This window comes from Aliiroseovarius sediminis, from assembly GCF_022678485.1.
In the GTDB taxonomy this organism is placed as follows: domain Bacteria; phylum Pseudomonadota; class Alphaproteobacteria; order Rhodobacterales; family Rhodobacteraceae; genus Aliiroseovarius; species Aliiroseovarius sediminis.
In genome coordinates, this window is sequence record NZ_JALBYP010000018.1 from 19,541 (window position 1) to 40,996 (window position 21,456).

At 58.8% G+C, this 21,456-nt stretch carries 25 protein-coding genes; 13 read left to right on the forward strand and 12 right to left on the reverse strand.

Annotated elements, in window-relative coordinates:
• From argC to MN186_RS00215, 10 genes are all read left to right on the forward strand, one after another.
• Complete coding sequence (gene argC / locus MN186_RS00170) at window positions 1-1,029, forward strand: N-acetyl-gamma-glutamyl-phosphate reductase (RefSeq protein ID WP_242110766.1); 1,029 nt, start codon at window positions 1-3, stop codon at window positions 1,027-1,029.
• A gap of 30 nt (window positions 1,030-1,059) precedes the next feature.
• On the forward strand, window positions 1,060-1,503 hold the full coding sequence (gene ccmE, locus MN186_RS00175; RefSeq protein WP_242111183.1) for a cytochrome c maturation protein CcmE: 444 nt from the start codon (window positions 1,060-1,062) through the stop codon (window positions 1,501-1,503).
• A gap of 67 nt (window positions 1,504-1,570) precedes the next feature.
• Window positions 1,571-2,182 carry a holin-associated N-acetylmuramidase gene (locus MN186_RS00180; RefSeq protein WP_242110767.1) on the forward strand — a complete coding sequence of 204 codons (612 nt, stop codon included), beginning with the start codon at window positions 1,571-1,573 and terminating at the stop codon, window positions 2,180-2,182.
• Window positions 2,173-2,763, forward strand: a complete 591-nt coding sequence (locus tag MN186_RS00185; protein WP_242110768.1) for a holin family protein — start codon at window positions 2,173-2,175, stop codon at window positions 2,761-2,763. Before MN186_RS00180 ends, MN186_RS00185 begins: the two co-directional genes overlap by 10 nt.
• Window position 2,764: 1 nt before the next feature.
• The gene (locus MN186_RS00190) at window positions 2,765-2,947 is read left to right on the forward strand and encodes a hypothetical protein (RefSeq protein WP_242110769.1); all 183 of its coding nucleotides are present in this window, start codon (window positions 2,765-2,767) and stop codon (window positions 2,945-2,947) included.
• On the forward strand, window positions 2,944-3,081 hold the full coding sequence (locus MN186_RS00195; RefSeq protein WP_242110770.1) for a hypothetical protein: 138 nt from the start codon (window positions 2,944-2,946) through the stop codon (window positions 3,079-3,081). The genes MN186_RS00190 and MN186_RS00195 overlap by 4 nt, the downstream gene beginning before the upstream one ends.
• On the forward strand, window positions 3,078-3,500 hold the full coding sequence (locus MN186_RS00200) for a hypothetical protein (protein WP_242110771.1): 423 nt from the start codon (window positions 3,078-3,080) through the stop codon (window positions 3,498-3,500). Before MN186_RS00195 ends, MN186_RS00200 begins: the two co-directional genes overlap by 4 nt.
• A 94-nt stretch (window positions 3,501-3,594) precedes the next feature.
• On the forward strand, window positions 3,595-5,565 hold the full coding sequence (locus MN186_RS00205) for a heme lyase CcmF/NrfE family subunit (protein WP_242111184.1): 1,971 nt from the start codon (window positions 3,595-3,597) through the stop codon (window positions 5,563-5,565).
• Entirely contained in the window at window positions 5,562-6,023 is a 462-nt protein-coding gene (locus MN186_RS00210; RefSeq protein WP_242110772.1) for a cytochrome c-type biogenesis protein, read from the forward strand. The genes MN186_RS00205 and MN186_RS00210 overlap by 4 nt, the downstream gene beginning before the upstream one ends.
• A gap of 101 nt (window positions 6,024-6,124) precedes the next feature.
• Entirely contained in the window at window positions 6,125-6,901 is a 777-nt protein-coding gene (locus MN186_RS00215; protein WP_242111185.1) for an enoyl-CoA hydratase-related protein, read from the forward strand.
• Between the two features lie 28 nt (window positions 6,902-6,929).
• Here the strand turns inward: MN186_RS00215 and MN186_RS00220 are convergent, their stop codons facing one another.
• Entirely contained in the window at window positions 6,930-7,292 is a 363-nt protein-coding gene (locus MN186_RS00220) for a GNAT family N-acetyltransferase (RefSeq protein ID WP_242110773.1), read from the reverse strand.
• An 82-nt stretch (window positions 7,293-7,374) separates the two neighbouring features.
• Here MN186_RS00220 and MN186_RS00225 point away from each other — a divergent pair, with 82 nt between their 5' ends.
• On the forward strand, window positions 7,375-7,527 hold the full coding sequence (locus tag MN186_RS00225) for a hypothetical protein (protein ID WP_242110774.1): 153 nt from the start codon (window positions 7,375-7,377) through the stop codon (window positions 7,525-7,527).
• On the opposite strand, the gene gltA is transcribed toward MN186_RS00225, so the two are convergent.
• Together gltA and gltX are read right to left on the reverse strand one after the other, a co-directional pair.
• Window positions 7,514-8,809 (reverse strand): citrate synthase, encoded by a 1,296-nt coding sequence (gene gltA / locus MN186_RS00230; RefSeq protein ID WP_242110775.1) that lies wholly within the window; start codon window positions 8,807-8,809, stop codon window positions 7,514-7,516. The genes MN186_RS00225 and gltA overlap by 14 nt on opposite strands.
• 70 nt (window positions 8,810-8,879) lie before the next feature.
• Window positions 8,880-10,283 carry a glutamate--tRNA ligase gene (gene gltX / locus MN186_RS00235; protein ID WP_242110776.1) on the reverse strand — a complete coding sequence of 468 codons (1,404 nt, stop codon included), beginning with the start codon at window positions 10,281-10,283 and terminating at the stop codon, window positions 8,880-8,882.
• A 153-nt stretch (window positions 10,284-10,436) separates the two neighbouring features.
• On the opposite strand from gltX, the gene MN186_RS00240 reads away from it, so the two are divergent.
• The gene (locus tag MN186_RS00240; protein ID WP_242110778.1) at window positions 10,437-12,488 is read left to right on the forward strand and encodes a ComEC/Rec2 family competence protein; all 2,052 of its coding nucleotides are present in this window, start codon (window positions 10,437-10,439) and stop codon (window positions 12,486-12,488) included.
• Window positions 12,489-12,550: 62 nt separating this feature from the next.
• On the forward strand, window positions 12,551-13,513 hold the full coding sequence (locus MN186_RS00245; RefSeq protein ID WP_242110779.1) for a LysR family transcriptional regulator: 963 nt from the start codon (window positions 12,551-12,553) through the stop codon (window positions 13,511-13,513).
• Here the strand turns inward: MN186_RS00245 and MN186_RS00250 are convergent.
• The 9 genes from MN186_RS00250 to MN186_RS00290 all read right to left on the reverse strand — a co-directional run bounded on the left by MN186_RS00250 (window position 13,510) and on the right by MN186_RS00290 (window position 21,447).
• The gene (locus tag MN186_RS00250) at window positions 13,510-14,730 is read right to left on the reverse strand and encodes a DegT/DnrJ/EryC1/StrS family aminotransferase (protein ID WP_242110781.1); all 1,221 of its coding nucleotides are present in this window, start codon (window positions 14,728-14,730) and stop codon (window positions 13,510-13,512) included. The genes MN186_RS00245 and MN186_RS00250 overlap by 4 nt on opposite strands.
• A 170-nt stretch (window positions 14,731-14,900) precedes the next feature.
• A complete protein-coding gene (locus tag MN186_RS00255) occupies window positions 14,901-16,280 on the reverse strand; it encodes a glutamine synthetase family protein (protein WP_242110783.1) in 1,380 nt (459 codons plus the stop codon).
• Window positions 16,280-16,960: a type 1 glutamine amidotransferase gene (locus MN186_RS00260; RefSeq protein ID WP_242110785.1), complete on the reverse strand. Its 681-nt coding sequence runs from the start codon at window positions 16,958-16,960 to the stop codon at window positions 16,280-16,282. The genes MN186_RS00255 and MN186_RS00260 overlap by 1 nt, the downstream gene beginning before the upstream one ends.
• Window positions 16,961-17,033: 73 nt before the next feature.
• Window positions 17,034-17,840 carry an ABC transporter permease gene (locus tag MN186_RS00265; protein ID WP_242110786.1) on the reverse strand — a complete coding sequence of 269 codons (807 nt, stop codon included), beginning with the start codon at window positions 17,838-17,840 and terminating at the stop codon, window positions 17,034-17,036.
• Entirely contained in the window at window positions 17,837-18,721 is an 885-nt protein-coding gene (locus MN186_RS00270; RefSeq protein WP_242110788.1) for an ABC transporter permease, read from the reverse strand. Before MN186_RS00270 ends, MN186_RS00265 begins: the two co-directional genes overlap by 4 nt.
• A 100-nt stretch (window positions 18,722-18,821) precedes the next feature.
• Window positions 18,822-19,541: a transporter substrate-binding domain-containing protein gene (locus tag MN186_RS00275; RefSeq protein WP_242110790.1), complete on the reverse strand. Its 720-nt coding sequence runs from the start codon at window positions 19,539-19,541 to the stop codon at window positions 18,822-18,824.
• A 40-nt stretch (window positions 19,542-19,581) separates the two neighbouring features.
• On the reverse strand, window positions 19,582-20,388 hold the full coding sequence (locus tag MN186_RS00280; protein WP_289043735.1) for an ABC transporter ATP-binding protein: 807 nt from the start codon (window positions 20,386-20,388) through the stop codon (window positions 19,582-19,584).
• A gap of 249 nt (window positions 20,389-20,637) precedes the next feature.
• A complete protein-coding gene (locus tag MN186_RS00285; RefSeq protein ID WP_242110792.1) occupies window positions 20,638-21,093 on the reverse strand; it encodes a tellurite resistance TerB family protein in 456 nt (151 codons plus the stop codon).
• Window positions 21,094-21,153: 60 nt separating this feature from the next.
• Window positions 21,154-21,447, reverse strand: a complete 294-nt coding sequence (locus tag MN186_RS00290; protein WP_242110794.1) for a DUF1330 domain-containing protein — start codon at window positions 21,445-21,447, stop codon at window positions 21,154-21,156.
• Window positions 21,448-21,456 lie beyond the last annotated feature (9 nt).

Here is a 21,456-nt window from a genome sequence, read left to right on the forward strand (position 1 = left end):
ATGACCCACAAAATCGCCATCCTTGGTGCATCCGGCTATACCGGCGCAGAGCTTGTTCGGCTGATCGCCACCCACCCGACGATGGAAATCGTCGCCCTGTCTGCCGACCGCAAAGCGGGGATGAGGATGTCGGATGTCTATCCGCATCTGCGTCACTTGGATCTGCCCAAATTGGTCAAGATGGATCAGATTGACTTTTCCGATGTTGATCTGGCCTTCGCTGCATTGCCCCATGGACTAAGTCAGGCGCTGGTGCGTGATCTGCCCGACAGCGTCAAAGTCGTGGACCTTGGTGCTGATTTCCGGCTGCGCGATCCCGCGGAATACGAAAAGTGGTATGGCGCGCCGCATGTAGCGACCGAGCTTCAAAAGCAGGCCGTTTATGGCCTGACCGAGTTTTACCGCGACCAGATCAAGTCTGCACGGCTCGTGGCAGGCACGGGTTGCAACGCGGCAACCGTGCAATATGCGCTGCGCCCGCTGATCGCGGCCGGTCTGATCGACCTTGACCGGATCATTTGCGATTTGAAGAACGGGGTGTCCGGGGCCGGTCGGTCGCTGAAGGAAAACATGCTGTTTGCCGAGCGGTCGACTGATGTGCAAGGCTATGCCCATGGCGGCACACACCGCCACCTGGGCGAGTTCGATCAAGAGTTTTCGGCGCTGGCCGGTCGTCCGGTCCAGATCATGTTCACCCCCCATCTTGTGCCCGTCAGCCGCGGCATTCTGGCGGATTGCTATGTGGAGGGGGATGCGGGCAATATCCATGCGGCCTTGGTTGAGCAATATCAAGACGAACCTTTCGTGACTGTGCTACCACAAGGCCAACTGCCCGGTATGGGGCATGTCTTGGGGTCGAATCAATGTCACTTGGGTGTTGTGGGTGACCGTGTTCCGGGGCGTGCCTTGGTGGTGTCGGCGCTGGACAACCTGTGCAAAGGGTCGTCCGGTCAGGCGATGCAGAACGCCAATCTCATGCTGGGCGAAGACGAGACAACGGGGTTGATGATGTCCCCGGTGTTCCCGTAAGTTTTTGAAAAGGAGCCGACTATGGCCGGTTTGAAAAATCTGAAGAAAAGGCGCCGTGTCCAGATAATCGTTCTGGCCTTCGTTGCGCTTGGGATCTCCACCGGGTTGATCGGATATGCACTGCAAGACGGGATCAACTACTATCGTTCGCCATCGGAAGTGATGGCCGAACCGCCCAGCTCTGACGAGGTGTTTCGCATGGGGGGTCTTGTCTCGGACGGAACGTTGGTGCGCGGACAGGGGGAAACAGTGTCCTTTTCGGTTACGGATGGTGGGGCCGTTGTGCCCGTCACCTTTACCGGCGTGTTGCCCGACCTGTTTGGCGAAAACCAAGGCATGATCGGGACTGGAAAGTATGTTGATGGCACGTTCGAAGCCTCGGAAATTCTTGCCAAACACGACGAAGATTACATGCCAAAAGAGGTTGTGGACAGCCTCAAGGAAACCGGCGTGTATGTTGAGCCGACCTCTTGATTTGAGGTTTCTTAACGCTTCTTAACCAGCCTGTGCCCCGTGTTTGACATGCGGGGTATAGGCAAAAATGAAGAGCGTTGAAGAAATCGCGACCGAGATTGTCGCCCGCGAGGGCGGCTTTGTGAACGACCCGGATGATCCGGGCGGGGCCACCAAATACGGCGTGACCATCCACACGATGCGCCGCCTTGGACTCGATCTGGATGGTGACGGGCAAGTTACATCAGATGATGTGAGGCGACTGACCCGCGATCAGGCCTGCGACATCTTCCTGAAGCATTATTTCCGCAAACCCCGATTGGCAGACCTTCCGCGTCCTTTGCAGGCGTCGGTTTTCGATATGTATGTCAATGCGGGCGGCAATGCTGTCCGGGTCTTGCAGAAGCTTTTCAAAAAAATGGGATACACGTTGTCGGTCGATGGTGTGATCGGGCCGCAAACCCTTGGTGTGGCGCGCACGGCGATCATGGCCGCGCCCGACCATCTGGTTGATGCCTACGGAATCGAGCGGCGCAATTATTACTATGGCCTTGCCGACAGACGCCCGAAGTCACGGAAATATGCCAGACGCCTTGATGGCGGAAAGGGCGGATGGATCACCCGTGCCGAGGCCTTCATTTCGACGAAATACCACTTTTCTGATCAAGAGCACCGCGAAAGGATATCCGCATGGGGTTGATTGGCAACATTTTCAACATCCTGTTCGGACGGGGCGGCAATGTCATCCGCGAAACCGCCGAGGTATTCCGTGAAAACAGCGAAGCGGCTTCTGTCCGTGATGCGGATTTGCAAATGGCCGCGCTGGATGCCTTCCGGGCCGAGTTTGCCGCGGGCCGGGACGGTCGTTTCAATCGGTTCATGGATGGCCTGAACCGGGTGCCGCGCCCCGCGCTTGCGTTATCGACACTTGGGCTGTTTGGTGCCGCGATGGTCAGCCCCGAGTGGTTTGCCGCCCGGATGCAGGGGATCGCCTTGGTTCCCGAGCCGTTGTGGTGGCTGATGGGGGTCGTGGTCAGCTTTTATTTTGGTGCGCGCCATCAGATCAAGGGGCAGGAGTTCCAGCGGACGCTGGCCACCCATCTTGGTCGGGAACGCGACCGAACCTGGGCACGTGCCACCGGACCGAAGCCGCCATCGGTATTCCGCCCCGCTCGCGCAGCAGCAACGGTGCGGGCGGCTCGCCCTGCGCGGCAGCGGGCTATCGACACATCCGACAACGCTGCTTTGCGCGATTGGCGTGAGGTGCAGCGTGGCCGGTGACATGATCTTGAAGCTGGTCGCTGAACACGGGCCGTGGGTCTTGTTGGTTTTCTATTTGCTGTATCGCGACCTGCAAAAGGATCAGGCCACGCGGGCGGTCCTGGACAAGAATTCGTCGATCTTGATTGAGATCACGACAATCATTCGTGAACGTCTGCCGGCTGGCGGGGGGCGGATGCGATGATCAGGGCACTTTTTGATCTCAGCCACCGTATCTGGGCCGTCTTGGTTGGTGCAGGGCTTCAAACCGCAATTAAACGAAACGAACATGCCGCGGCCGATCTGGACGCTGCCGTGCGAGAGGTCTTGCAGAAATGAAACAGGCGTTCGGTCTAATGATGTGCCTCGCGGTGCTGTTGCAGTTTGGCTATCTACTGGCTGGCTATGATGCGATGTATCAGATTGGCTATGGGGCGATTACGCTGATGGGCCTGATGATTTCGCTCACATTCCTGTGGCTTTATGTGCAACGCGCCACGCCCTTGGCTTTGGGAATGGCCTATAGCTGGTCGGGGGCAAGCCTTGTGCTAGGGTGGTGGTGGATTTTTGCTTTGGCGGGCGAACCATCCTTCATGGCCGAAAGCACCGCGCATTTCGTGCCTCTGGCGCTCTATCTTTCTGGTGCGCTTCTTCATTTCAGCGTTATCCACCGGTCGTTTGGTTGTCATGGCCTGACCTTTGTGTGGCCTATTCTTGGCGCTGTGGCGGTGTCGACCGTCATTTATTTGGCGATTTAGGGCGCACAATGGCGTGACGTGACGCCGCAGAGGGCTAGGCCCTGCCGACGACTCCGTTTATGGTCGCGATCAGAAACATAAAATGGTCGCGAACATGATTACAGAGCTTGGACATTTTGCGCTTATCTTGGCGCTGGGCGTGGCGGTTGTGCAAATGATCGTCCCGATGATTGGGGCACATAAAGGCTGGCGCGGCTGGATGGAGATGGCCGTCCCTGCCGCGACGATCCAGTTCCTGCTGGTCTTGGGGTCGTTCCTTGCGTTGACCTATGCTTTTGTGACCTCGGACTTTTCGGTGCAGTTGGTTACGCTGAACTCTCACACCGCGAAGCCGATGCTTTACAAGGTGTCGGGCGTGTGGGGCAACCACGAGGGGTCGATGCTGCTGTGGGTGCTGATTGTTGCGCTGTTTGGGGCAATGGCCGCGTGGTTCGGTGGCAACCTTCCCCAACGGTTGAAGGCGCGGGTGCTGGCAGTGCAAAGCTCGATCAGTGTGGCGTTTCTGGCATTTGTCCTGTTCACGTCCAACCCGTTCATCCGCATCGAACAACCCCCCTTTGATGGTCGCGACCTGAACCCGCTTTTGCAGGATGTGGGTTTGGCCTTCCACCCGCCGTTCTTGTATCTGGGCTATGTCGGCCTTTCGATGGCGTTTTCCTTTGCCGTTGCGGCCCTGATCGAGGGGCGCATTGACGCGGCCTGGGGGCGCTGGGTGCGGCCTTGGACGCTGGCAGCGTGGATTTTTCTGACCATCGGCATCGCGCTTGGCAGCTGGTGGGCGTATTACGAGCTTGGCTGGGGCGGCTTCTGGTTCTGGGACCCGGTCGAGAATGCGTCTTTCATGCCATGGCTCTTTGCTGCTGCGCTTCTGCACTCCGCCATCGTGGTCGAAAAACGCGAAAGCTTGAAAAGCTGGACGATCCTATTGGCGATCTTGGCCTTCGGGTTCTCGTTGATCGGCACGTTCATCGTGCGTTCGGGCGTGATCACGTCGGTGCATGCTTTTGCATCCGACCCTGAACGGGGCGTCTTTATCTTGTTGATTCTTGCGCTCTTTACCGGCGGCGCGCTGACACTGTTTGCCGCCCGCGCCAACACCATGGAGGCGCGCGGCGTCTTTGGCTTCGTCAGTCGCGAAAGCGCGTTGGTGACGAATAATATCCTGTTGGCCGTCTCATCCTTCGTGGTTTTTGTCGGCACAATCTGGCCTTTGATTGGCGAAATTTTTGACCGCAAGATCTCGGTCGGGCCGCCGTTTTTCGAGGCCGCCTTCACACCCTTCATGGTGGTTCTGGCACTGTTGTTGCCCATCGGGTCTATGTTGCCGTGGAAACGGGCCAAGCTGGGCCGCGTCGTGAAAAAGCTCGTGCCGGCTTTCGTACTTGCAGTTGCAGTTGGTTCGCTGGTCTGGGCCATTCAAGCCGACAAAACTGCGCTGGGGCCAATCGGCATGTTCCTTGGCACATGGCTGGTGGCCGGTGCCTTCACAGACTTAGCTGGCCGCACGGGGCGGGGCACGATTGGCAACCGTCTGTCGCGCGCGACCCGGTTGCCCCGGTCCGACTGGGGCAAGCTGTGTGCCCATGCAGGTTTCGGGATCACGATCATGGGTATCTCGGGCCTGATGGCTTGGAGCATTGAGGACATTCGCGTGGCCCAGGTCGGCGAACCATTCCAAGTGTCGAACTACGAGGTTACTTTGATGGGTGTCGGGCAAGAACAAGGTCCGAACTACATGTCAACCAAAGCCGAAATTCGCGTGGTTCGGAACGGCACATCGACCACAACCCTGTATCCTGAAAAGCGCGTCTATCCGGTGCAGGCCATGCCCACCACCGAAGCCGCGATCGCAAACGGCTTCTGGCGCGACATCTATGTTGTGATCGGCGATCCGCAGGCTGGCGGAGCTTGGGCCGTGCGCACGTTCATCAAGCCGTTTGCCAACTGGATTTGGGCGGGGTCAATCATCATGGCGCTGGGTGGGCTGATCAGCCTGACCGACCGCCGGTTCCGCGTTGCGGCCGGTGCGGCCAAGACCCCGATGCAAGGAGTGCCTGCCGAATGAAACGGCTCATCCTATCAAGCCTGTTGGCGATGTCGCTTTCGATGTCGCCAGCATTGGCGGTCAATCCCGACGAGGTGCTTGGCGATCCCGCCCTTGAACAGCGGGCGCGCGATATCTCGATTGATCTGCGCTGCGTCGTCTGCCGAGGCGAGAACATCGACGAAAGCAACGCCCCGATTGCACGTGATCTGCGGCTGTTGGTGCGCGAACGTCTTGTCGAGGGCGACAGCAATGACGAGGTCGTGGATTTCGTCGTCGAACGCTATGGCGAATACGTGCTGATGAAACCCAATACCAGCGGCGCGAACGTGATCTTGTGGGCCGCTGGGCCTGTGCTGTTAATCGTCGCCTTAATCGCCGGTGGGCTGTATCTGCGCCGCCGATCCCAGGCGAAAGAGACCGCCGTCGCCCTGTCCTCGGACGAAGAAGCAAGGTTGCAGGAGCTATTGAAAGACTGATGGCTTGTCACGCAGCGCGGGTTTTGCGCTGCGTGACGGGGCGTTCGTCTTTACGAAATCTCTCGGTCCGGTAATCTGCCCGAAACATGCCGGAGGTTTCGATGCACTATGAGACGATCACGCTGACCATAACCGACGGGTTGGCCGTGCTGACGATGAACCGCGCTGACGTGATGAACGCCCTGAACACGCAGATGCGCGCGGAACTGACCCATGCTGTTCGCGCTGCGGGCAACGCAGCGCGCGCGCTGGTGATCACAGGCGCAGGGCGGGCGTTCTGTTCCGGGCAGGATTTGGGTGATGGCGCTGATGCAGCCGAAGTCGATCTGGAACGCATACTGCGCGACGAATACGAGCCCCTGTTAGACCAAATCTATAACTGTCCTATTCCGACCATCGCTGCTGTTAATGGTGCGGCGGCTGGGGCGGGCGCCAATCTGGCATTGGCCGCGGACGTGGTGATCGCGGCGGAAAGCGCGTTTTTCATGCAAGCGTTTTCGCGGATTGGCCTGATCCCCGATGCTGGTGGCACATATTGGATGCCCCGTCAGATGGGCTTTGCCAAGGCTATGGGCGCGTCACTGTTCGCCGAAAAGGTGACGGCCCGAGAAGCCGCCGATATCGGTCTGATTTGGGAATGTATCACCGATGATGCGTTTGATGCGACATGGCGCGAACGTGGTGCGCATCTGGCGGCGGGACCAACGCTATCGTATCGAAATATCAAGACGGCCCTGCGTGCGTCGATGGGCAATTCTCTGGACGATCAACTGGCGCTAGAGGCGAAGCTGCAGGGCGAGTGCGGCGCGTCGCGCGACTTCAAGGAAGGTGTGCGGGCGTTTCTGGAAAAACGCAGCCCGAATTTCGAGGGGCGCTGACCAAGCGACGAAGCGTGGCACGGGGCAGCTATGCGCCTTTTTCCATGCCCGGCGGGCACGACAAGGCCACATAAAGGCTGTGCGTCCACACCCAATCGACGCAGTAAGTGTTTTCGGCAGAGCCAGTCGTTTGGAACCCAAGCGCCAGTAGAAGGCGCTTGGATGCTTGTTGGCGTGGGTCCAGGTCCGCCGTCAGCTTCGGGAAATCCGTCACCTGCCAAACATGGTCAATGACGGCCCGTGTGGCCTCTTTCGCGATGCCTTGCCCCCAGACATCAGGATGCGGGATAAAGCCGATCTCGTTGCCAGTATGTGCCCCGCAACGGCCGACGACAGGCCTTGGTTGACGATCGCGAATTAGTGCGGTGTCGCCCTGAAGCCGATGATCCACCGGTCCAGAAGTCCCTGCGTAACGCTTGTCGCTGCGTGGGGCGGCGTGGACCAATAGACCATCGCGTGCGGATCACTGTGACTTGAAACAGATCGTCGATATCCGAAGCACGCGGCCCGCGCAGGCTCAGCTGATGCGTTGTAAGCGTGGTCATGGGGTGATCGTCGCACAAATGAAAAAGGGCTGCCAGTGGCAGCCCTTTGTGACGGTTTTGCGCCCGCTCAGCGCTTTTTGACATCGACGTAGTCGCGGGTCGTCGCACCCAGATACAACTGGCGCGGACGGCCGATTTTCTGCTCTGGATCGCCCAGCATTTCCTTCCACTGCGAAATCCAGCCAACGGTGCGCGACAGCGCGAAGATCGGAGTGAACATCGAAGTGGGGAAGCCCATCGCCTCTAAGATGATGCCGGAATAGAAATCGACGTTGGGATACAGCTTCTTCTCGACGAAATAGGGGTCTTCAAGTGCGATACGCTCAAGCTCTTTAGCGACTTTCAACGTCTCGTTGTTGTCGATCCCCAGCAGGCCCAGCACCTCGTCAGCGCTTTCTTTCATGACCTTGGCGCGGGGGTCGAAGTTTTTGTAAACCCGGTGGCCGAAGCCCATCAGACGGAAGGGATCATCCTTGTCCTTCGCGCGATCCACATATTCCGGGATGCGGTCGACGGTGCCAATCTCGCGAAGCATTTCAAGGCAAGCTTGGTTCGCACCACCATGGGCGGGGCCCCACAGGCAAGCAATCCCGGCCGCGATGCACGCGAACGGATTTGCCCCCGATGACCCGGCCAACCGTACCGTCGAAGTCGAGGCGTTCTGTTCGTGATCTGCGTGCAGCGTGAAGATCCGGTCCATCGCTTTCGACAGGATCGGGTTCACCTCGTATTCTTCGGCGGGCACGGCAAAACACATACGCAGGAAGTTCGAAGAATAATCCAGATCGTTCTTTGGATAGACGAAGGGCTGACCGACCGAGTATTTGAACGCCATTGCGCAAATGGTGGGCAGTTTGGCGATCATGCGGATCGCCGCCACCTCGCGCTGCCAAGGGTCATTCACGTCGGTCGAGTCGTGATAGAAGGCTGACATAGCCCCCACAACGCCGGTGATGATCGCCATCGGGTGCGCATCGCGGCGGAACCCCGAGAAGAACTTGATCATCTGCTCGTGCACCATTGTATGATTGGTCACACGGCTTTCGAAATCGACCAGCTCGTTTTCTGTCGGTAGCTCACCATAAAGCAGCAGATAGCAAACTTCGAGAAAATGCGATTGATCGGCCAATTGGTCGATAGGATAGCCACGATAAAGCAGTTCGCCCTTATCGCCATCAATAAAGGTGATTGTCGAATCACAGCTTGCGGTCGAGGTGAAGCCGGGGTCATAGGTGAACACATCGCCCTGCGCATAAAGCTTGCGAATGTCGATCACGTCGGGCCCCGCCGTTGGTGAAAACATCGGCAGTTCCAGCTCTTTGTCGCCAAAGGTCAGCTTTGCAGTTCCTGTCGGTTTGGCCATGTAAGTAATCCCTTCGTGTTCGTATCGTTGCACGCCCACCCCGGATTGGTCGGGCGCGTGTATTTTTATTCTATGCGCTTGCATCCTTAAGTCGGGCAACAGTTTCGTCGCGTCCAAGAACAAGCATCATGTCAAAGACGCTGGGGGTTACGGCGCGACCGGCAAGGGCCGCACGCAAAGGGGCCGCCAGTTTTCCAAACTTGGTCCCGTGCGCTTCGGCCAACCCGTTCAGGATCGCTTCCAGCGTGTTGCGATCCCAGCTAGCAGTTTGCAGCTGCGGCGTCAATTCTTTCAGTATACTACGGGATACCTCATCAAGTGCTTTCTTCGCTTTCTCGTCCGGTTCAAGGGGTCGAGAAGTTAAGGCAAAATGAGCCTTTTCAAGGAGTTGCGGGAATGTCTTTGCACCCGTCTTCAGTACATACATCGCATCCGTCAAAAGTTGGCGTTGCTGCGGGTGCAAAGTGCTTTGGTCGGTCGCGGTCAAAAATGCTTCCAGCTCATCCATGACCTCGGCATCATCCATCGCCGCAAGATGTTGCCCTGATAGGTTGTCGAGCTTCTTGAAGTCGAAACGCGCCGGGCTTTTGCCGATTCCCTTCAGGTCGAACCAATCCAGCGCTTGTTCATCTGTGAAGAATTCATCATCCCCGTGGCTCCATCCCAGGCGTGCCAGATAGTTGCGCATGGCGCTGGCGGGATACCCCATCGCCTGATATTCAGCGACCCCCAGCGCGCCGTGGCGTTTGGACAGTTTTTTGCCGTCCGGGCCGTGGATTAGCGGGATATGTGCCCAAACCGGCACGTCCCATCCCATCGCCTCGTAAACAAGCTGCTGACGCGCGGCATTGTTCAGGTGGTCATCGCCGCGGATCGCGTGGGTGACGCCCATATCGTGATCGTCGACGACAACGGCCAGCATGTAGGTCGGGCTGCCATCCGAGCGTAGGCAGATCATGTCGTCCAGTTGGTCATTGCGGATCGTCACGTCGCCTTGCACCTGATCTTTGATCACGGTCACACCATCGCGCGGGGCCTTCAAACGAATAACATACGGTGCATCCGGGTGGGTCGCGGGGTCGGCATCGCGCCAAGGCGATTGATACAGCGTCGATTTGCCTTCGGCGCGGGCGGCATCGCGGAAGGCCTGAATCTCGTCCTGCGTGGCAAAGCACTTGTAGGCGTGGCCGTTCGCCAGCATCTCATGCGCCACCTCTGCGTGGCGGTCGGCACGGTCAAACTGGCTGATCACCTCGCCATCATGGTCCAACCCCAGCCACGCCATACCTTTCAGGATCGCCTCGGTCGCTTCGGGGGTTGACCGGGCACGGTCGGTATCCTCGATCCTCAGCAGGAATTTCCCGCCACGACCACGGGCATAGAGCCAGTTGAACAGCGCAGTGCGGGCGCCGCCAATATGCAAATATCCGGTGGGCGAAGGGGCGAAACGGGTGACGATCTGATCGGTGCTCATGGGACGTTAACCTTTTGGAAACCATACGGGCGTTACTCAGGTATCAACACGCGCGGCGCGCACTGACACCCAGAACGGGCCGGCGTCGCGGCCAAACCGCGGGCCCGTGCGTGTCCCGACAGGCTTTACGCAAAAGGGAGGTCGTGAACAAGGGTGCTGGTCCACAAGTTCTTGACCCGGATCGAAGAAGAGCGCGGCCGCCTTCTGCACTGGGCGCCCCTGTTTCTGGGCGCCGGGGTCGGCACATATTTCTCGCTACCAACCGAGCCGACAACGTTAATTTATGTTGCGTTGACCGTCTTTGTTGCCGCCACAAGCCTGATCGCATGGCGCTGGCCGTGGGGCGTCGGGCCGCTTGCCATCGCGGCGGGATTGGTCGGGGTCGGCATCGCTCTTGCAGGCGCGCGCGCGCATTATGTCGGTGAACCGGTCTTGGGTTTTCGATACTACGGCCCGGTCGAGGGGCGGATCGTCAAGATAGATCGCTCGCAATCGGACGCGGTGCGACTGACGCTGGACCGGGTGCGGTTGGATGATGTCGGCCCGAAAATGCACCCAACCACCGTGCGCGTTTCGCTACATGGCGAGCAGCACTTTCTTTCCCCCGCCATCGGACAGCGCATCGCAATGACAGCGCATCTGTCCGGCCCAAACGGCCCGGTTGAACCCGGCGGCTTTGATTTCCAACGCATGGCTTGGTTTCGCGGCATCGGCGCGGTCGGATATACCCGCGTGCCCGCCCTGTTGCTGAAACCACCCACGTCGGGGATCGCCTTGGGTGTTTCAAAGCTGCGCCAAGCCATCGCGACTTGGGTGCGCGGGGTGTTGCCAGGGGAAACCGGTGCTTTTGCCGCCGCCATCACCACTGGCGACCGCTCGGCAATGAGCCGGGATACGATTGCGGCGCTCAGGGCGTCGAATCTTGCGCATTTGCTAGCAATTTCCGGGCTGCATATGGGGCTGCTCACCGGGTTCATTTTTCAAGCCGTACGGATGCTGCTCAGCCTTTGGCAAAGCGTCGCACTGCGCTATCCGATCAAGAAACTGGCGGCGTGTGTGGCGATCCTGTCAGGCGCGTTCTATCTGGCGTTGTCTGGTGGGAATATCGCGACCGAACGCGCTTTTATCATGGTTGCGACGATGTTCGTCGCGATCCTGTTTGACCGCCGCGCCTTGTCTCTGCGTGCGGTTGCGATGGCGGCGATCATCGTCTTGGTGTTGCACCCCGAAGCACTGGTAGAACCCGGTTTTCAAATGTCGTTTGCGGCCACAACCGCGCTGGTCGCGGTGTTTGGCTGGCTTCGGGACAGGGCCCGCAATGACGGGGTGTGGCGGGCGCCAAAATGGGCGCGACCGGTGCTTGCGGTTGTGATTTCGTCCTTCGTGGCTGGTATGGCAACCGCGCCCTTTGGGGCAGCGCATTTCAATCAGATCACCCATTACGGCCTAATCGCGAATCTTCTGTCCGTGCCAATCATGGGCGCGCTGATCATGCCGTTGGCCGTACTGGCTGCGTTGTTGGCGCCCATCGGGCTGGGCTGGTTGCCTGTCAAGTTGATGGGACCACCAATTGATTGGATAATCGGGGTCGCGAGGGTCGTATCGTCACTTGACGGCGCGACCGGGCAGGTGCCAGCACCGCCCGATGCAGTGTTGCCGTTGGTCGCGGTGGGGGGCATTCTTGCCACGCTTCTGACGCGACGGACGCGGGCGTTGTCCCTGTTGCCGTTTGTCGCGGCGATGCTGGTCTGGACCCAAGCCAGCCGCCCGCCGATCCTGATCAGCGCCTCTGGCGGGTTGGTCGGGGTTATGACGGACGCCGGGCGTGACCTTTCAAAACCACGTGGTGAAAGCTTTGCCGCCCGGTCATGGCTGGAAAACGACGGCGACCCGGCAGATCAAGAGGCGGCTTTTGCCCGCAAGGGGCTGACCGGCGAGCAGGGACATCTTACTGCAACCCTTGGCGGTGCGCGGCTAATTCATCTGACCGGACGCGGGGCAGGGACACGTGTGGCCGAGGCCTGTGCCAGCGCGGATCTGGTTGTGCTTTCGGGTAAACTTGCCGTCCCATCCCCGCCCGGCTGCACCCTGCTCGATCGTGCCCGCCTGTCCAAAACCGGGGCTGTTGCCCTTTGGCCGGAGGCAGGCGGGTTTCGCGTTCATACCGCGCGTGCCAGTGCAGGCGACCGGCTTTGGACCCGCTAGCGCGCAACCCTGTTGCCCGCTGCCAGCAAAGTCCCTAGCTTTCGCGCTAAAGGAGCACGCATATGGTCGAAACAGCAGGTCGCATCACCCTTTGGGGGGTCGAGGTTTTCGTGGCCGCAGCGGATGAAAGCTCGATCTCGGTTGCAGCGCGCAGGTTGGGGGCAAGTCCGTCTTCCGTCAGCCAACAGATCACCAATCTTGAAGGCGCACTGGGTGCGACCTTGCTGGACCGCTCGGCTCGTCCGATGAGCCTGACGCCTGCGGGCGCGCTTTTTCTTAAGCGTGCACAGGCTATCCTGAACGAAGCGCAGCAGGCCCGTGCCGAACTGACCTTGGGCGCGATGTCGCACCTTTCGCGCCTACGTCTGGGCATGATCGAGGATTTTGACGCTGACGTGACCCCCCGTCTTCTGTCGGACTTGGCAGGGGACATGCCATCCACGCGCTTTCTGCTGGAAACAGGTGCGTCGCACCGGTTGCATGACCAGTTAGACGCCCGCGCGCTTGACGTGATCGTTGCAGCTGATACCGGGGCGTCCGCCGACTGGATGGAAGTGCATGCGTTGATGGAGGACCCCTTCGTCGCGGCCATTCCCAACGGCATCGTCGGCATGGACGACCCGGCGCAGGCGTTGCAGGATTTGCCGCTGGTTCAATACACCGCGCGCCACCATATGGGACGCGTCATTTCCGACCACCTTGCGCGGCACAATATACGGCTGAACAATCGGTTCGAACTGGACAGCTATCACGCCATCATGGCGATGGTGGCGGCGGGTGCTGGGTGGACAATCATCACGCCGTTGGGATTTTTCCACGCGCACCGTTTTCGCGCACAAACGGACCTGATCGAACTGCCGTTTGCGCCGATGACCCGTCGTATCAACCTGACGGCGCGCGAAGGCGTCTTGGGCGGGCTGCCTTTGGATATGGCCAACCGCACGAAAGATATCCTGCAAAACCTGATCGTGACCCCTGCCGCGCAGTCCTATCCTTGGCTGCGCGACAAGCTTCGGCTGCTTTAGGCTGCGTTCGTCTTGGCCGAGGGGGTTTTGACCTGAGCCGCCGCGGCGACCAGCGCATCAGCGATGAAGTCCAGATCAGGCTTTTGCAGTCGCACCGGCAGGCGCGTGTCGCAAGCGCGCATCAGCATTTCGCGGGTTTGCGGAAGCTCCCCCTGATCGCCAATGAAGTGCCAGTTCCAGAAAGCACGGGCATTATCCGTGCTCATACCGAAGACCTGAGCCGCAACGCCACGTTCCTTGGCGGCATCTTGAAAGGCACAGGTGTCCGCGTCGCTCATCCCGACCAGATTGAACTGGATGGAATCCGGCGCACGGGTTTCCGGTGGCAGCGGCGCAGGCACGTTAATCCACGGGCTTTTATTAAGTTTTTCAGCGACATAATCGTGGTTATTCAACCCGTCCGTGACCCGCCGTTCCAGTTCCTCAAGTTGAGGGCGAATGACTGCGGCTGACAGGTTTGACAGCCGCGTGTTGTAAAGTGGTAGCTGGTTCTGCCAACGTGCGAAGGCATCCTCCAGCGTAGATGTGTTGTCACCCCGCGGGCCTTTGTGCTTTTTCCAGTTGTGTTCATACGCGCCTGACATGATCACCGCGCGCGCGATCAGATCGGCGTCATCGGTGATCAAAATTCCACCTTCACCCGCGTTCAGCATTTTGTAGGACTGGAACGAGAAACAGCCGATCTTGCCAATCGTCCCGATCTTGCGTCCATGCCACAGCGTGCCCAGCGAATGGGCGGCATCCTCGATCACCGGAACGCCCGCTGCGTCGCACAGCGCCATGATTGCATCCATATCCGACGTGTGGCCGCGCATGTGGCTGATGATCACAGCCTTCACTTCACTTGTCAGCTTGGCTGCAAAATCATCCATGTCGATGCGGTAGTTGTCTTTGACTTCAACCAGAACCGGCTTGCAATCAGCATGAACAACCGAGCTTGGCACGGCGGCAAACGTAAAGGCCGGGATCAGCACTGTGGCGTCGCGCGGCAAATCCAGCGCCTTCAGCGACAGAAACAGCGCTGCCGAACAACTGGCCACGGCCAGCGCGTATTTAGCGCCCATCATCTCGGCAAATTCGGCCTCAAGCAGGCTGACGGGCGCATCTTCGGGCGCGGTATAGCGAAATAGATCACCAGATTGCAAAAGCCGGTCAATTTCGGCGCGGGCGGTTTCGGGGATGGGTTCAGCGTCATAGACGTTGGGGGCAAGGGTCAAAGTCGGCTCCTGCTCGTGTGGACGAGAATCGGCTGATTTCGATTTACCGAAACTCTTTTTCGGATAATCCGTAAATGACCCGCCCCCAAAAAACCAGAGGAATATTGCCAGACCGCGCGCTGGCGCATGTGTCCGCTGACCCTAAACAAAGGGGCAGAGCCGCAATTGGGTTAGACGTTCAACAACAAGTGTTCGCGTTCCCACGGGCTGATGACTTGCAAGAACTCATCGTATTCACTGTGTTTCACGATTGAATAGACGCGGGCGAATTCTGGCCCCAGCACTTCGTGTATGGCTTTCGCTTCGTCAAACAGTTCAAGCGCGGTGCCCAGGTGGCGGGGGATATCCTCGGTGCCTTCATACGCGTCACCGCGGTATTGCGCTGTGGGTCGTTTTTCTTCGATTAGACCCAGATATCCCGCGGCAAGGCTGGCGGCGATGCCCAGGTACGGGTTGCAATCCATCCCTGCGATGCGGTTTTCGACCCGTCGCGCCCGTGGCGATGAAAGCGGCACGCGAATGCCGGTTGTGCGGTTGTCGCGCCCCCATTCCAGATTGATTGGTGCTGCGTTGTCTTTCACATAGCGGCGATAGCTGTTCACGTAAGGTGCCAGTACCGCGACGGCGCTGGGCAGGTGGTTCTGCATCCCGGCGATGAAGTGGAAAAACGCGTCTGTATCGCCGCCTTGCGGGCCGGCAAAGATATTCTCGCCCGTTTTACGATCAAGGACCGAGTGGTGGATGTGCATTGCAGACCCCGGCTCCTCGGCAATCGGTTTGGCCATGAAAGTGGCGAAACAATCGTGGCGCAGGGCGGCTTCGCGGATCAGGCGTTTGAAGTAAAACACCTCGTCCGCCAGTTTGATTGGGTCGCCGTGTATCAGGTTTATCTCAAGTTGGCCCGCGCCGCCTTCCTGTGTGATCCCGTCGATTTCGAACCCTTGGGCTTCGGCAAAATCATAGATGTCGTCGATCACCGGGCCGAACTCGTCAACCGCCGTCATCGAATACGCCTGACGTGCGGCAGCGGGGCGCCCGGAACGGCCCATCATCGGCTTGATCTTTTCCGCCGGGTCAATGTTACGTGCGACCAGATAGAACTCCATCTCGGGCGCGACAACAGGTTCCCAACCTTTGGCATGGTAAAGATCGACGACGCGGCGCAACACGTTGCGCGGGCTGAAGGGGATGGGCTGTCCGTTGCGGTCGAACGCGTCATGGATGACCTGAAGCGTCCAGTCGCCGGTCCAGGGTGCAGCCGTGGCCGTTGTCATATCTGGCACCAGGGTCATATCGCGTTCGATGAAACCCTCGTCGCCCGCCGCTTCGCCCCAATCGCCTGTGATAGTCTGATAGAACACACTGTCGGGCAGGTGAAAATAATCCTGCCGCGCGAATTTGGCGGCAGGCACCGCTTTGCCGCGCGCGATGCCGGGCAGGTCCGAGATGATGCACTCGACTTCGTCCAACCGTCTGCCGTGCAGGTATGTTTGCGCGGCTTCGGGCAGATCAGCCATCCAAGTCTTGGCGTCTGCGTTCGAGCTGTCCATTACCTGTCCCCTTTGTTCAGGATTTCTGCCATCTGATTTGCGAATTTCTGGGCGTCGATTGGCTGTGTCAGCCCGTCTGTGGCCTTTGACAGGATGTCCTCGGAAATTTTGCCGCGCCCGCGATACTGGATCAAAGCATCTATCATCGGGGCGGTGAATTCGGGATGGGGCTGAATCGTCATGATCTTGTCACCGATCATCAGTCCAGCGTTCACGCAAAAGTCGTTCGAGGCAAACACACGTGCCCCCGGTGGCAGTTTGATCACTTGATCCTGATGCCATGCATTCAGGGCGATCTGTTCGCCATCAATGTCATAGACCTGCCGCCCGATGGCCCAGCCGCCTTCGAATTTGTCAACCCGGCCACCCAGCGCCTGTGCGACGATCTGGTGGCCGAAACATACGCCGACAAGCGGCAGGTCCGCGTCGCGGATAGCGCGGATCAGATCTTCCAGCGGGGGTATCCAGTCGTGATCTTCATAGGCGCCGTACTTGGAACCGGTGATCAGCCAGCCATCTGCCGCGTCGGGCCCTTCGGGAAATATCCCGTCCACCACGCTGTAGATTGCAAAGTCATAGCCTTGCCCCGCCAGAAGCCGTGTAAACATCTGGCCATAATCACCCATTTCCTCGCGCACTTCGTCAGGGGAATGGCCGGTTTGAAGGATACCGATCCGCATGTGTCACCGAATTTGATCAAATTATGAACGGACCCTAACCGAGCCAATCTGCCGGGGCAAGAGGGGAAACGCGTCAGCGGATCAGCGTGCGCAAGAAGCCCGGACGACGGATAACCGTTTGCGGCAGGTGCCGGTTAAGTCGTTTTCCGATAGTGCCGAACAGCGTGATGACCACCAGCGTCAGTAAGATGAAGAACCCCGCCAGAATGGGATAGGGCACGAACGGGTTGAACGTCTTGTCCGCGAAGTAACTGGCATAATACAATGCGTCTCCCCGTTGCTGCCACACTGGAAAGCCCGAGAAAAAGACAAGCGCGGTGGCGTGAAACAGAAAGATCGCTTCGTTCGTGTAAGCAGGCCAAGCGAGGCGCAGCATGGACGGCCACACAATTCGGGTAAAGCGGGTGCGCCCGGTTATGCCATAGGCATCGGCGGCCTCAAGATCGCCCTTCGGGATGGATTGCAGAGCGCCATAAAAAATCTCGGCGGTGTAGGCAGTGGTGTTCAGGAGCAAGACCAGCGTTGCCCCCAGCCCGGCCGAGGTGAAGGGAGCGAAGATCGGCATGCTTTGTTTCAGCAACACAAACACCGAATAGGCAAAGAAAAACTGGATGAACAGGGGCGAGCCGCGGAAGAAATAGATGAAGAAATCAGCCGGTTTGCGCAGCCAGGGGTTCTGACTGCTCTTGGCCAGCGCCATGCCGGTCGCCGCAAAGAAGCCTATGGTGATGGCAATCAGGCCGAAATAGATGTTCCAGATCATGCCTGATCCGATCAGGGTGACCTGCTCGCACAGGGTGAAATCTTCACGCGGCAGCAGACGCTCGCCAATGCCGACCGATCGCAGGGCATAGTCCTGAATGGTTTGAAGGCAGCTCATTGGGCGGCCTTTCGCTGGGCTTCACCGGCGGCGGTGGCCTGTCCGTGCGACAACCGGGCCGAAATCCGTTTGAACACCCGCTCACTGACCGAGGTCAGCATCAGGTAGAACACGAGAAGACCGAAGAAATAGATCGCATGCCAATTGCCATGCGGATAATCGGAAAAACGCGCCGTCTTGGTGCCGCCAAGTTCGCGCGCCCAATAGACGATATCCTCGACCCCCAGCAAAAACAGCAGCGGTGTCGCCTTGACGAGGATCATCCAAAGGTTGGACAGGCCGGGCAGCGCATAGACCCACATCTGTGGCACGAGGATTCGCCAGAAGGTCTGGCGCTGGGTCATGCCATAGGCTTCTGCGGTTTCAAGCTGGGCGCGCGGCACCGCCCGCATGGCGCCGAAAAGGACGTTGGCGGCAAACGCGCCGAACACGATGGAATACGTCAGCACCGCCAGCGAAAACCCATAGGTTTCGTGCACCCATTGCGGGCTGGTGGACAAGGGTAACTTGGCCTGCGTGCAGACTACGAAATCACTGCCTTGGCGAATTGGGTCCGACCAGTCGGGGCACTTGACCTTGTGGCGCAGATACTCAAACGCCTGATCCAGCGCGATCACGAAGAACATGAAAAACGCGATATCCGGCACGCCGCGCACAATGGCCGTGTAGGTTTTTCCCAACAGGCTAAGCGGCAGAAATCGCGACCTTGCAGCTGAAGCGCCCGCAAAGCCAAACATCAATGCCACCGGGGCCGTCACAAGAAGCAACGTAATTACCGTTAGAAACGACGTGTAAAAGCTCATGTGCTTGCCTGTGGTCAGGTAGCAGCTAAGCCATGACAAGCCGTCAAGCGTCGATGGGTCTGAGCAATAGGAAAACATCGCGAATCCCGGTTGGGGATGCCCCGGTGCAGCGCACACGCTGCACGTTCAGGGCGAAAAGATGGCCCGCGCAGCAGAGACACGCGGGCCAAAGATCAGATTACCACTGGGACGAGACTTCCCACTTGGCGATCAGTTCGTTCAGCGATCCGTCATCCTTCATGGACTGGATCGCCTTGTCGAAGGTTTCGCGCAGTTCGGCGTCGCTTTCGCGGAAACCCATGCCGACGCCACCGCCGATCATCTCCATCCGTTCAAGCATCACCAGTCCATCAGACCCGACCATCGTATCGGCAAAACTTTTGTCGGCCAGAACCGCGTCTGCCTCGCCGTTTTTCACGGCTGCGACCGTTTCTTCGGGGGTCGGAAATTCAACCAGCGTCCAGCCTTGTTCGGCGACGAACCCAGCTTGAATGGTCGTAGCTTGCGCGGCAATTACGCTGCTATCAAGATCCACTCCCTCTGACATCGAAAGATAGGCCGAGGGGTCTGGCGGCGTATAACCTTGCGTGAAATCAATAACCTCGTCGCGTTCATCGGTGATCGACATGCCCGCAATAATGGCGTCATAGTTGCCCGATACAAGGTTCGGGATGATCGTGTCCCATTCATTTTTGACCCATTCGCAGGTCAGTTCAGCACGTTTGCATAGCTCGTCGCCCAATTCACGCTCGAACCCGTCAATCTCGCCGTCATCATTGACGAAATTCCAAGGCGCATAGGCGCCTTCGGTGCCCAGACGCACGGTGTTGTCGGACTGCGCCATGGCGAAGCCCGCCGTGACCGCCAGTGCGGCCGTTGCAAGGATCAGTTTTTTCATTGTTTTACTCCCTTTGATGTTGGTCTTCTTGGTTTTCGGATCAGCCGGGTTGGGTGGCTGACAGAAACTGTTTCAGGCGCTCGCTCGTCGGCGACCCAAATAGTTTTTCGGGGTCGCCTTCTTCCTCGATCAAGCCCTGATGCAGGAAAATGACGTGATCGGATACATCCGCGGCCAATCGCATGTCGTGGGTCACGATGATCATGGTGCGGCCTTCGGCGGCCAGGTCCTTGATGACCCGTACCACTTCTTGCTCCAGCTCCGGGTCCAGCGCCGAGGTCGGTTCATCGAACAAAAGCGCCTTGGGTTCCATGCACAGTGCGCGGGCAATCGCAGCGCGCTGTTGTTGACCGCCCGACAGTTGCGCGGGCCAAGCATCGCATTTGTCGCCGATGCCGACCTTCGCCAGATAGGCGCGGGCGTTTTCCTCGACCTCGGCCTTGTCGCGGCCCAGAACGGTGACCGGAGCCTCCATCACATTTTGCAGGATGGTCATATGGGACCACAGATTGAACTGCTGAAATACCATCGACAGGTTGGTGCGGATGCGTGTGACTTGGGCGCGATCGGCGGGGTGGCGGTGGGAACCGTGCCCGCGCCACGTGATCGGCTCGCCTTCGAACAGAACCTCGCCTTGTTGGCTATCTTCAAGCAGGTTGGCACAGCGTAGAAGCGTCGATTTCCCCGACCCCGACGATCCGATCAAGGACACGACATGCCCACGTTCGGCCACCAGATCGACACCTTTCAAAACCTCAAGCGCGCCATAACACTTGTGCAAGTCGCGAATTTCGATGACGGGCGCGGAAGTGATCGTGGGGCTTTGGGCAGCTTTGTCGAGGGGCACGAAGAAACCTAGCGATGAGACGAATGGTGTGGCCCCGAAGTAGGGCGCATATTTACTTGAATTGCAACGGCGAATAGACGGGAAAGTTGCGTAAATTACGGCGAAACGTCGGGTGATCGACCGGATCGCGGGTCGTGCGTGATAGATTGCGGGGGCAGAGCTTGGCGCGGTTGCACGCCCTCTGCGTCAAGTGTCCCTTTGGAGCAGGTCGTCGGTGTTGTCAGAAGTGTAGCTATCGCGGACTTGCTCTTACGTCGCGCCGTCATCCAAGGCCTTGGTGGCGCGCAATCGGGCTTCGTTGCTGTCACGGTCGGTGATGCCCAGAAAGCGCGGGATCATCCGCATCAGCGCATCTTCTTCCGAGGTGCGCACGCCATCTGCCAGCACGACGGACCATGCCGCTTCGATGACCGCTAGACGCTGATCCAGCGGCACACCGTTCTTGACCGCGTTGGTGAAGCGCACAGTATCGGGCGCGCCAGCCTCGATTTGTTCGGCCTCGTGCAGCAGGGCGTCGGCACCGTCGGGCGACAGGCCGTAACGGCGCGAGATGACACGCTTGATCTGCGCGATTTCGCCTGATCCATAGGTGTTATCCGACCGCGCCAGTCGCACAAGGATAGCGGTCAGCGCCACACGCGCATCATCATCGTCCAAAGGGGCGGGGTCAGGTTGGGTCAGTCGGGTCAGCAGAGCTTGGATCATCGTGTTTATCTAAGAGCATATGGACTTATTGTAAGAGAGAAAATGCGACTGGGTGATCACTTAGCCGTCATAACCTTCGACGATGATCAAATCGCAAATCGCCGCAGGCTCGCGAAACGCCTTGGCGGCCTGATAGTCTTCACTGTCGTAACAGGCTTGCGCGGCCTCAAGGTTCGGAAACTCGATCACTACATTGCGCGATCGGCTGGTGCCTTCGCGCGTCTCAAACGCGCCGCCGCGCACCAGAAAACGGGCGCCGAAAGCAGCAAAGGGCGCAGCATTGGCGGCGATGTATTTCTGATAGGCGTCGTCGTCGCTGACATCGACCCGTCCAATCCAGTAACCTTTACGCATGGGAACCTC

Excerpts from the sequence above, each read along its gene's own strand:
- argC (WP_242110766.1), top strand. The coding sequence starts at position 1 with ATGACCCACAAAATCGCCATCCTTGGTGCATCCGGCTATACCGGCGCA.
- MN186_RS00180 (WP_242110767.1), top strand. The coding sequence starts at position 1,571 with ATGAAGAGCGTTGAAGAAATCGCGACCGAGATTGTCGCCCGCGAGGGC.
- MN186_RS00185 (WP_242110768.1), top strand. The coding sequence starts at position 2,173 with ATGGGGTTGATTGGCAACATTTTCAACATCCTGTTCGGACGGGGCGGC.
- MN186_RS00190 (WP_242110769.1), top strand. The coding sequence starts at position 2,765 with ATGATCTTGAAGCTGGTCGCTGAACACGGGCCGTGGGTCTTGTTGGTT.
- MN186_RS00195 (WP_242110770.1), top strand. The coding sequence starts at position 2,944 with ATGATCAGGGCACTTTTTGATCTCAGCCACCGTATCTGGGCCGTCTTG.
- MN186_RS00200 (WP_242110771.1), top strand. The coding sequence starts at position 3,078 with ATGAAACAGGCGTTCGGTCTAATGATGTGCCTCGCGGTGCTGTTGCAG.
- MN186_RS00205 (WP_242111184.1), top strand. The coding sequence starts at position 3,595 with ATGATTACAGAGCTTGGACATTTTGCGCTTATCTTGGCGCTGGGCGTG.
- MN186_RS00210 (WP_242110772.1), top strand. The coding sequence starts at position 5,562 with ATGAAACGGCTCATCCTATCAAGCCTGTTGGCGATGTCGCTTTCGATG.
- MN186_RS00215 (WP_242111185.1), top strand. The coding sequence starts at position 6,125 with ATGCACTATGAGACGATCACGCTGACCATAACCGACGGGTTGGCCGTG.
- gltA (WP_242110775.1), bottom strand. The coding sequence starts at position 8,809 with ATGGCCAAACCGACAGGAACTGCAAAGCTGACCTTTGGCGACAAAGAG.
- gltX (WP_242110776.1), bottom strand. The coding sequence starts at position 10,283 with ATGAGCACCGATCAGATCGTCACCCGTTTCGCCCCTTCGCCCACCGGA.
- MN186_RS00245 (WP_242110779.1), top strand. The coding sequence starts at position 12,551 with ATGGTCGAAACAGCAGGTCGCATCACCCTTTGGGGGGTCGAGGTTTTC.
- MN186_RS00255 (WP_242110783.1), bottom strand. The coding sequence starts at position 16,280 with ATGGACAGCTCGAACGCAGACGCCAAGACTTGGATGGCTGATCTGCCC.
- MN186_RS00260 (WP_242110785.1), bottom strand. The coding sequence starts at position 16,960 with ATGCGGATCGGTATCCTTCAAACCGGCCATTCCCCTGACGAAGTGCGC.
- MN186_RS00265 (WP_242110786.1), bottom strand. The coding sequence starts at position 17,840 with ATGAGCTGCCTTCAAACCATTCAGGACTATGCCCTGCGATCGGTCGGC.
- MN186_RS00270 (WP_242110788.1), bottom strand. The coding sequence starts at position 18,721 with ATGTTTTCCTATTGCTCAGACCCATCGACGCTTGACGGCTTGTCATGG.
- MN186_RS00275 (WP_242110790.1), bottom strand. The coding sequence starts at position 19,541 with ATGAAAAAACTGATCCTTGCAACGGCCGCACTGGCGGTCACGGCGGGC.
- MN186_RS00285 (WP_242110792.1), bottom strand. The coding sequence starts at position 21,093 with ATGATCCAAGCTCTGCTGACCCGACTGACCCAACCTGACCCCGCCCCT.
- MN186_RS00290 (WP_242110794.1), bottom strand. The coding sequence starts at position 21,447 with ATGCGTAAAGGTTACTGGATTGGACGGGTCGATGTCAGCGACGACGAC.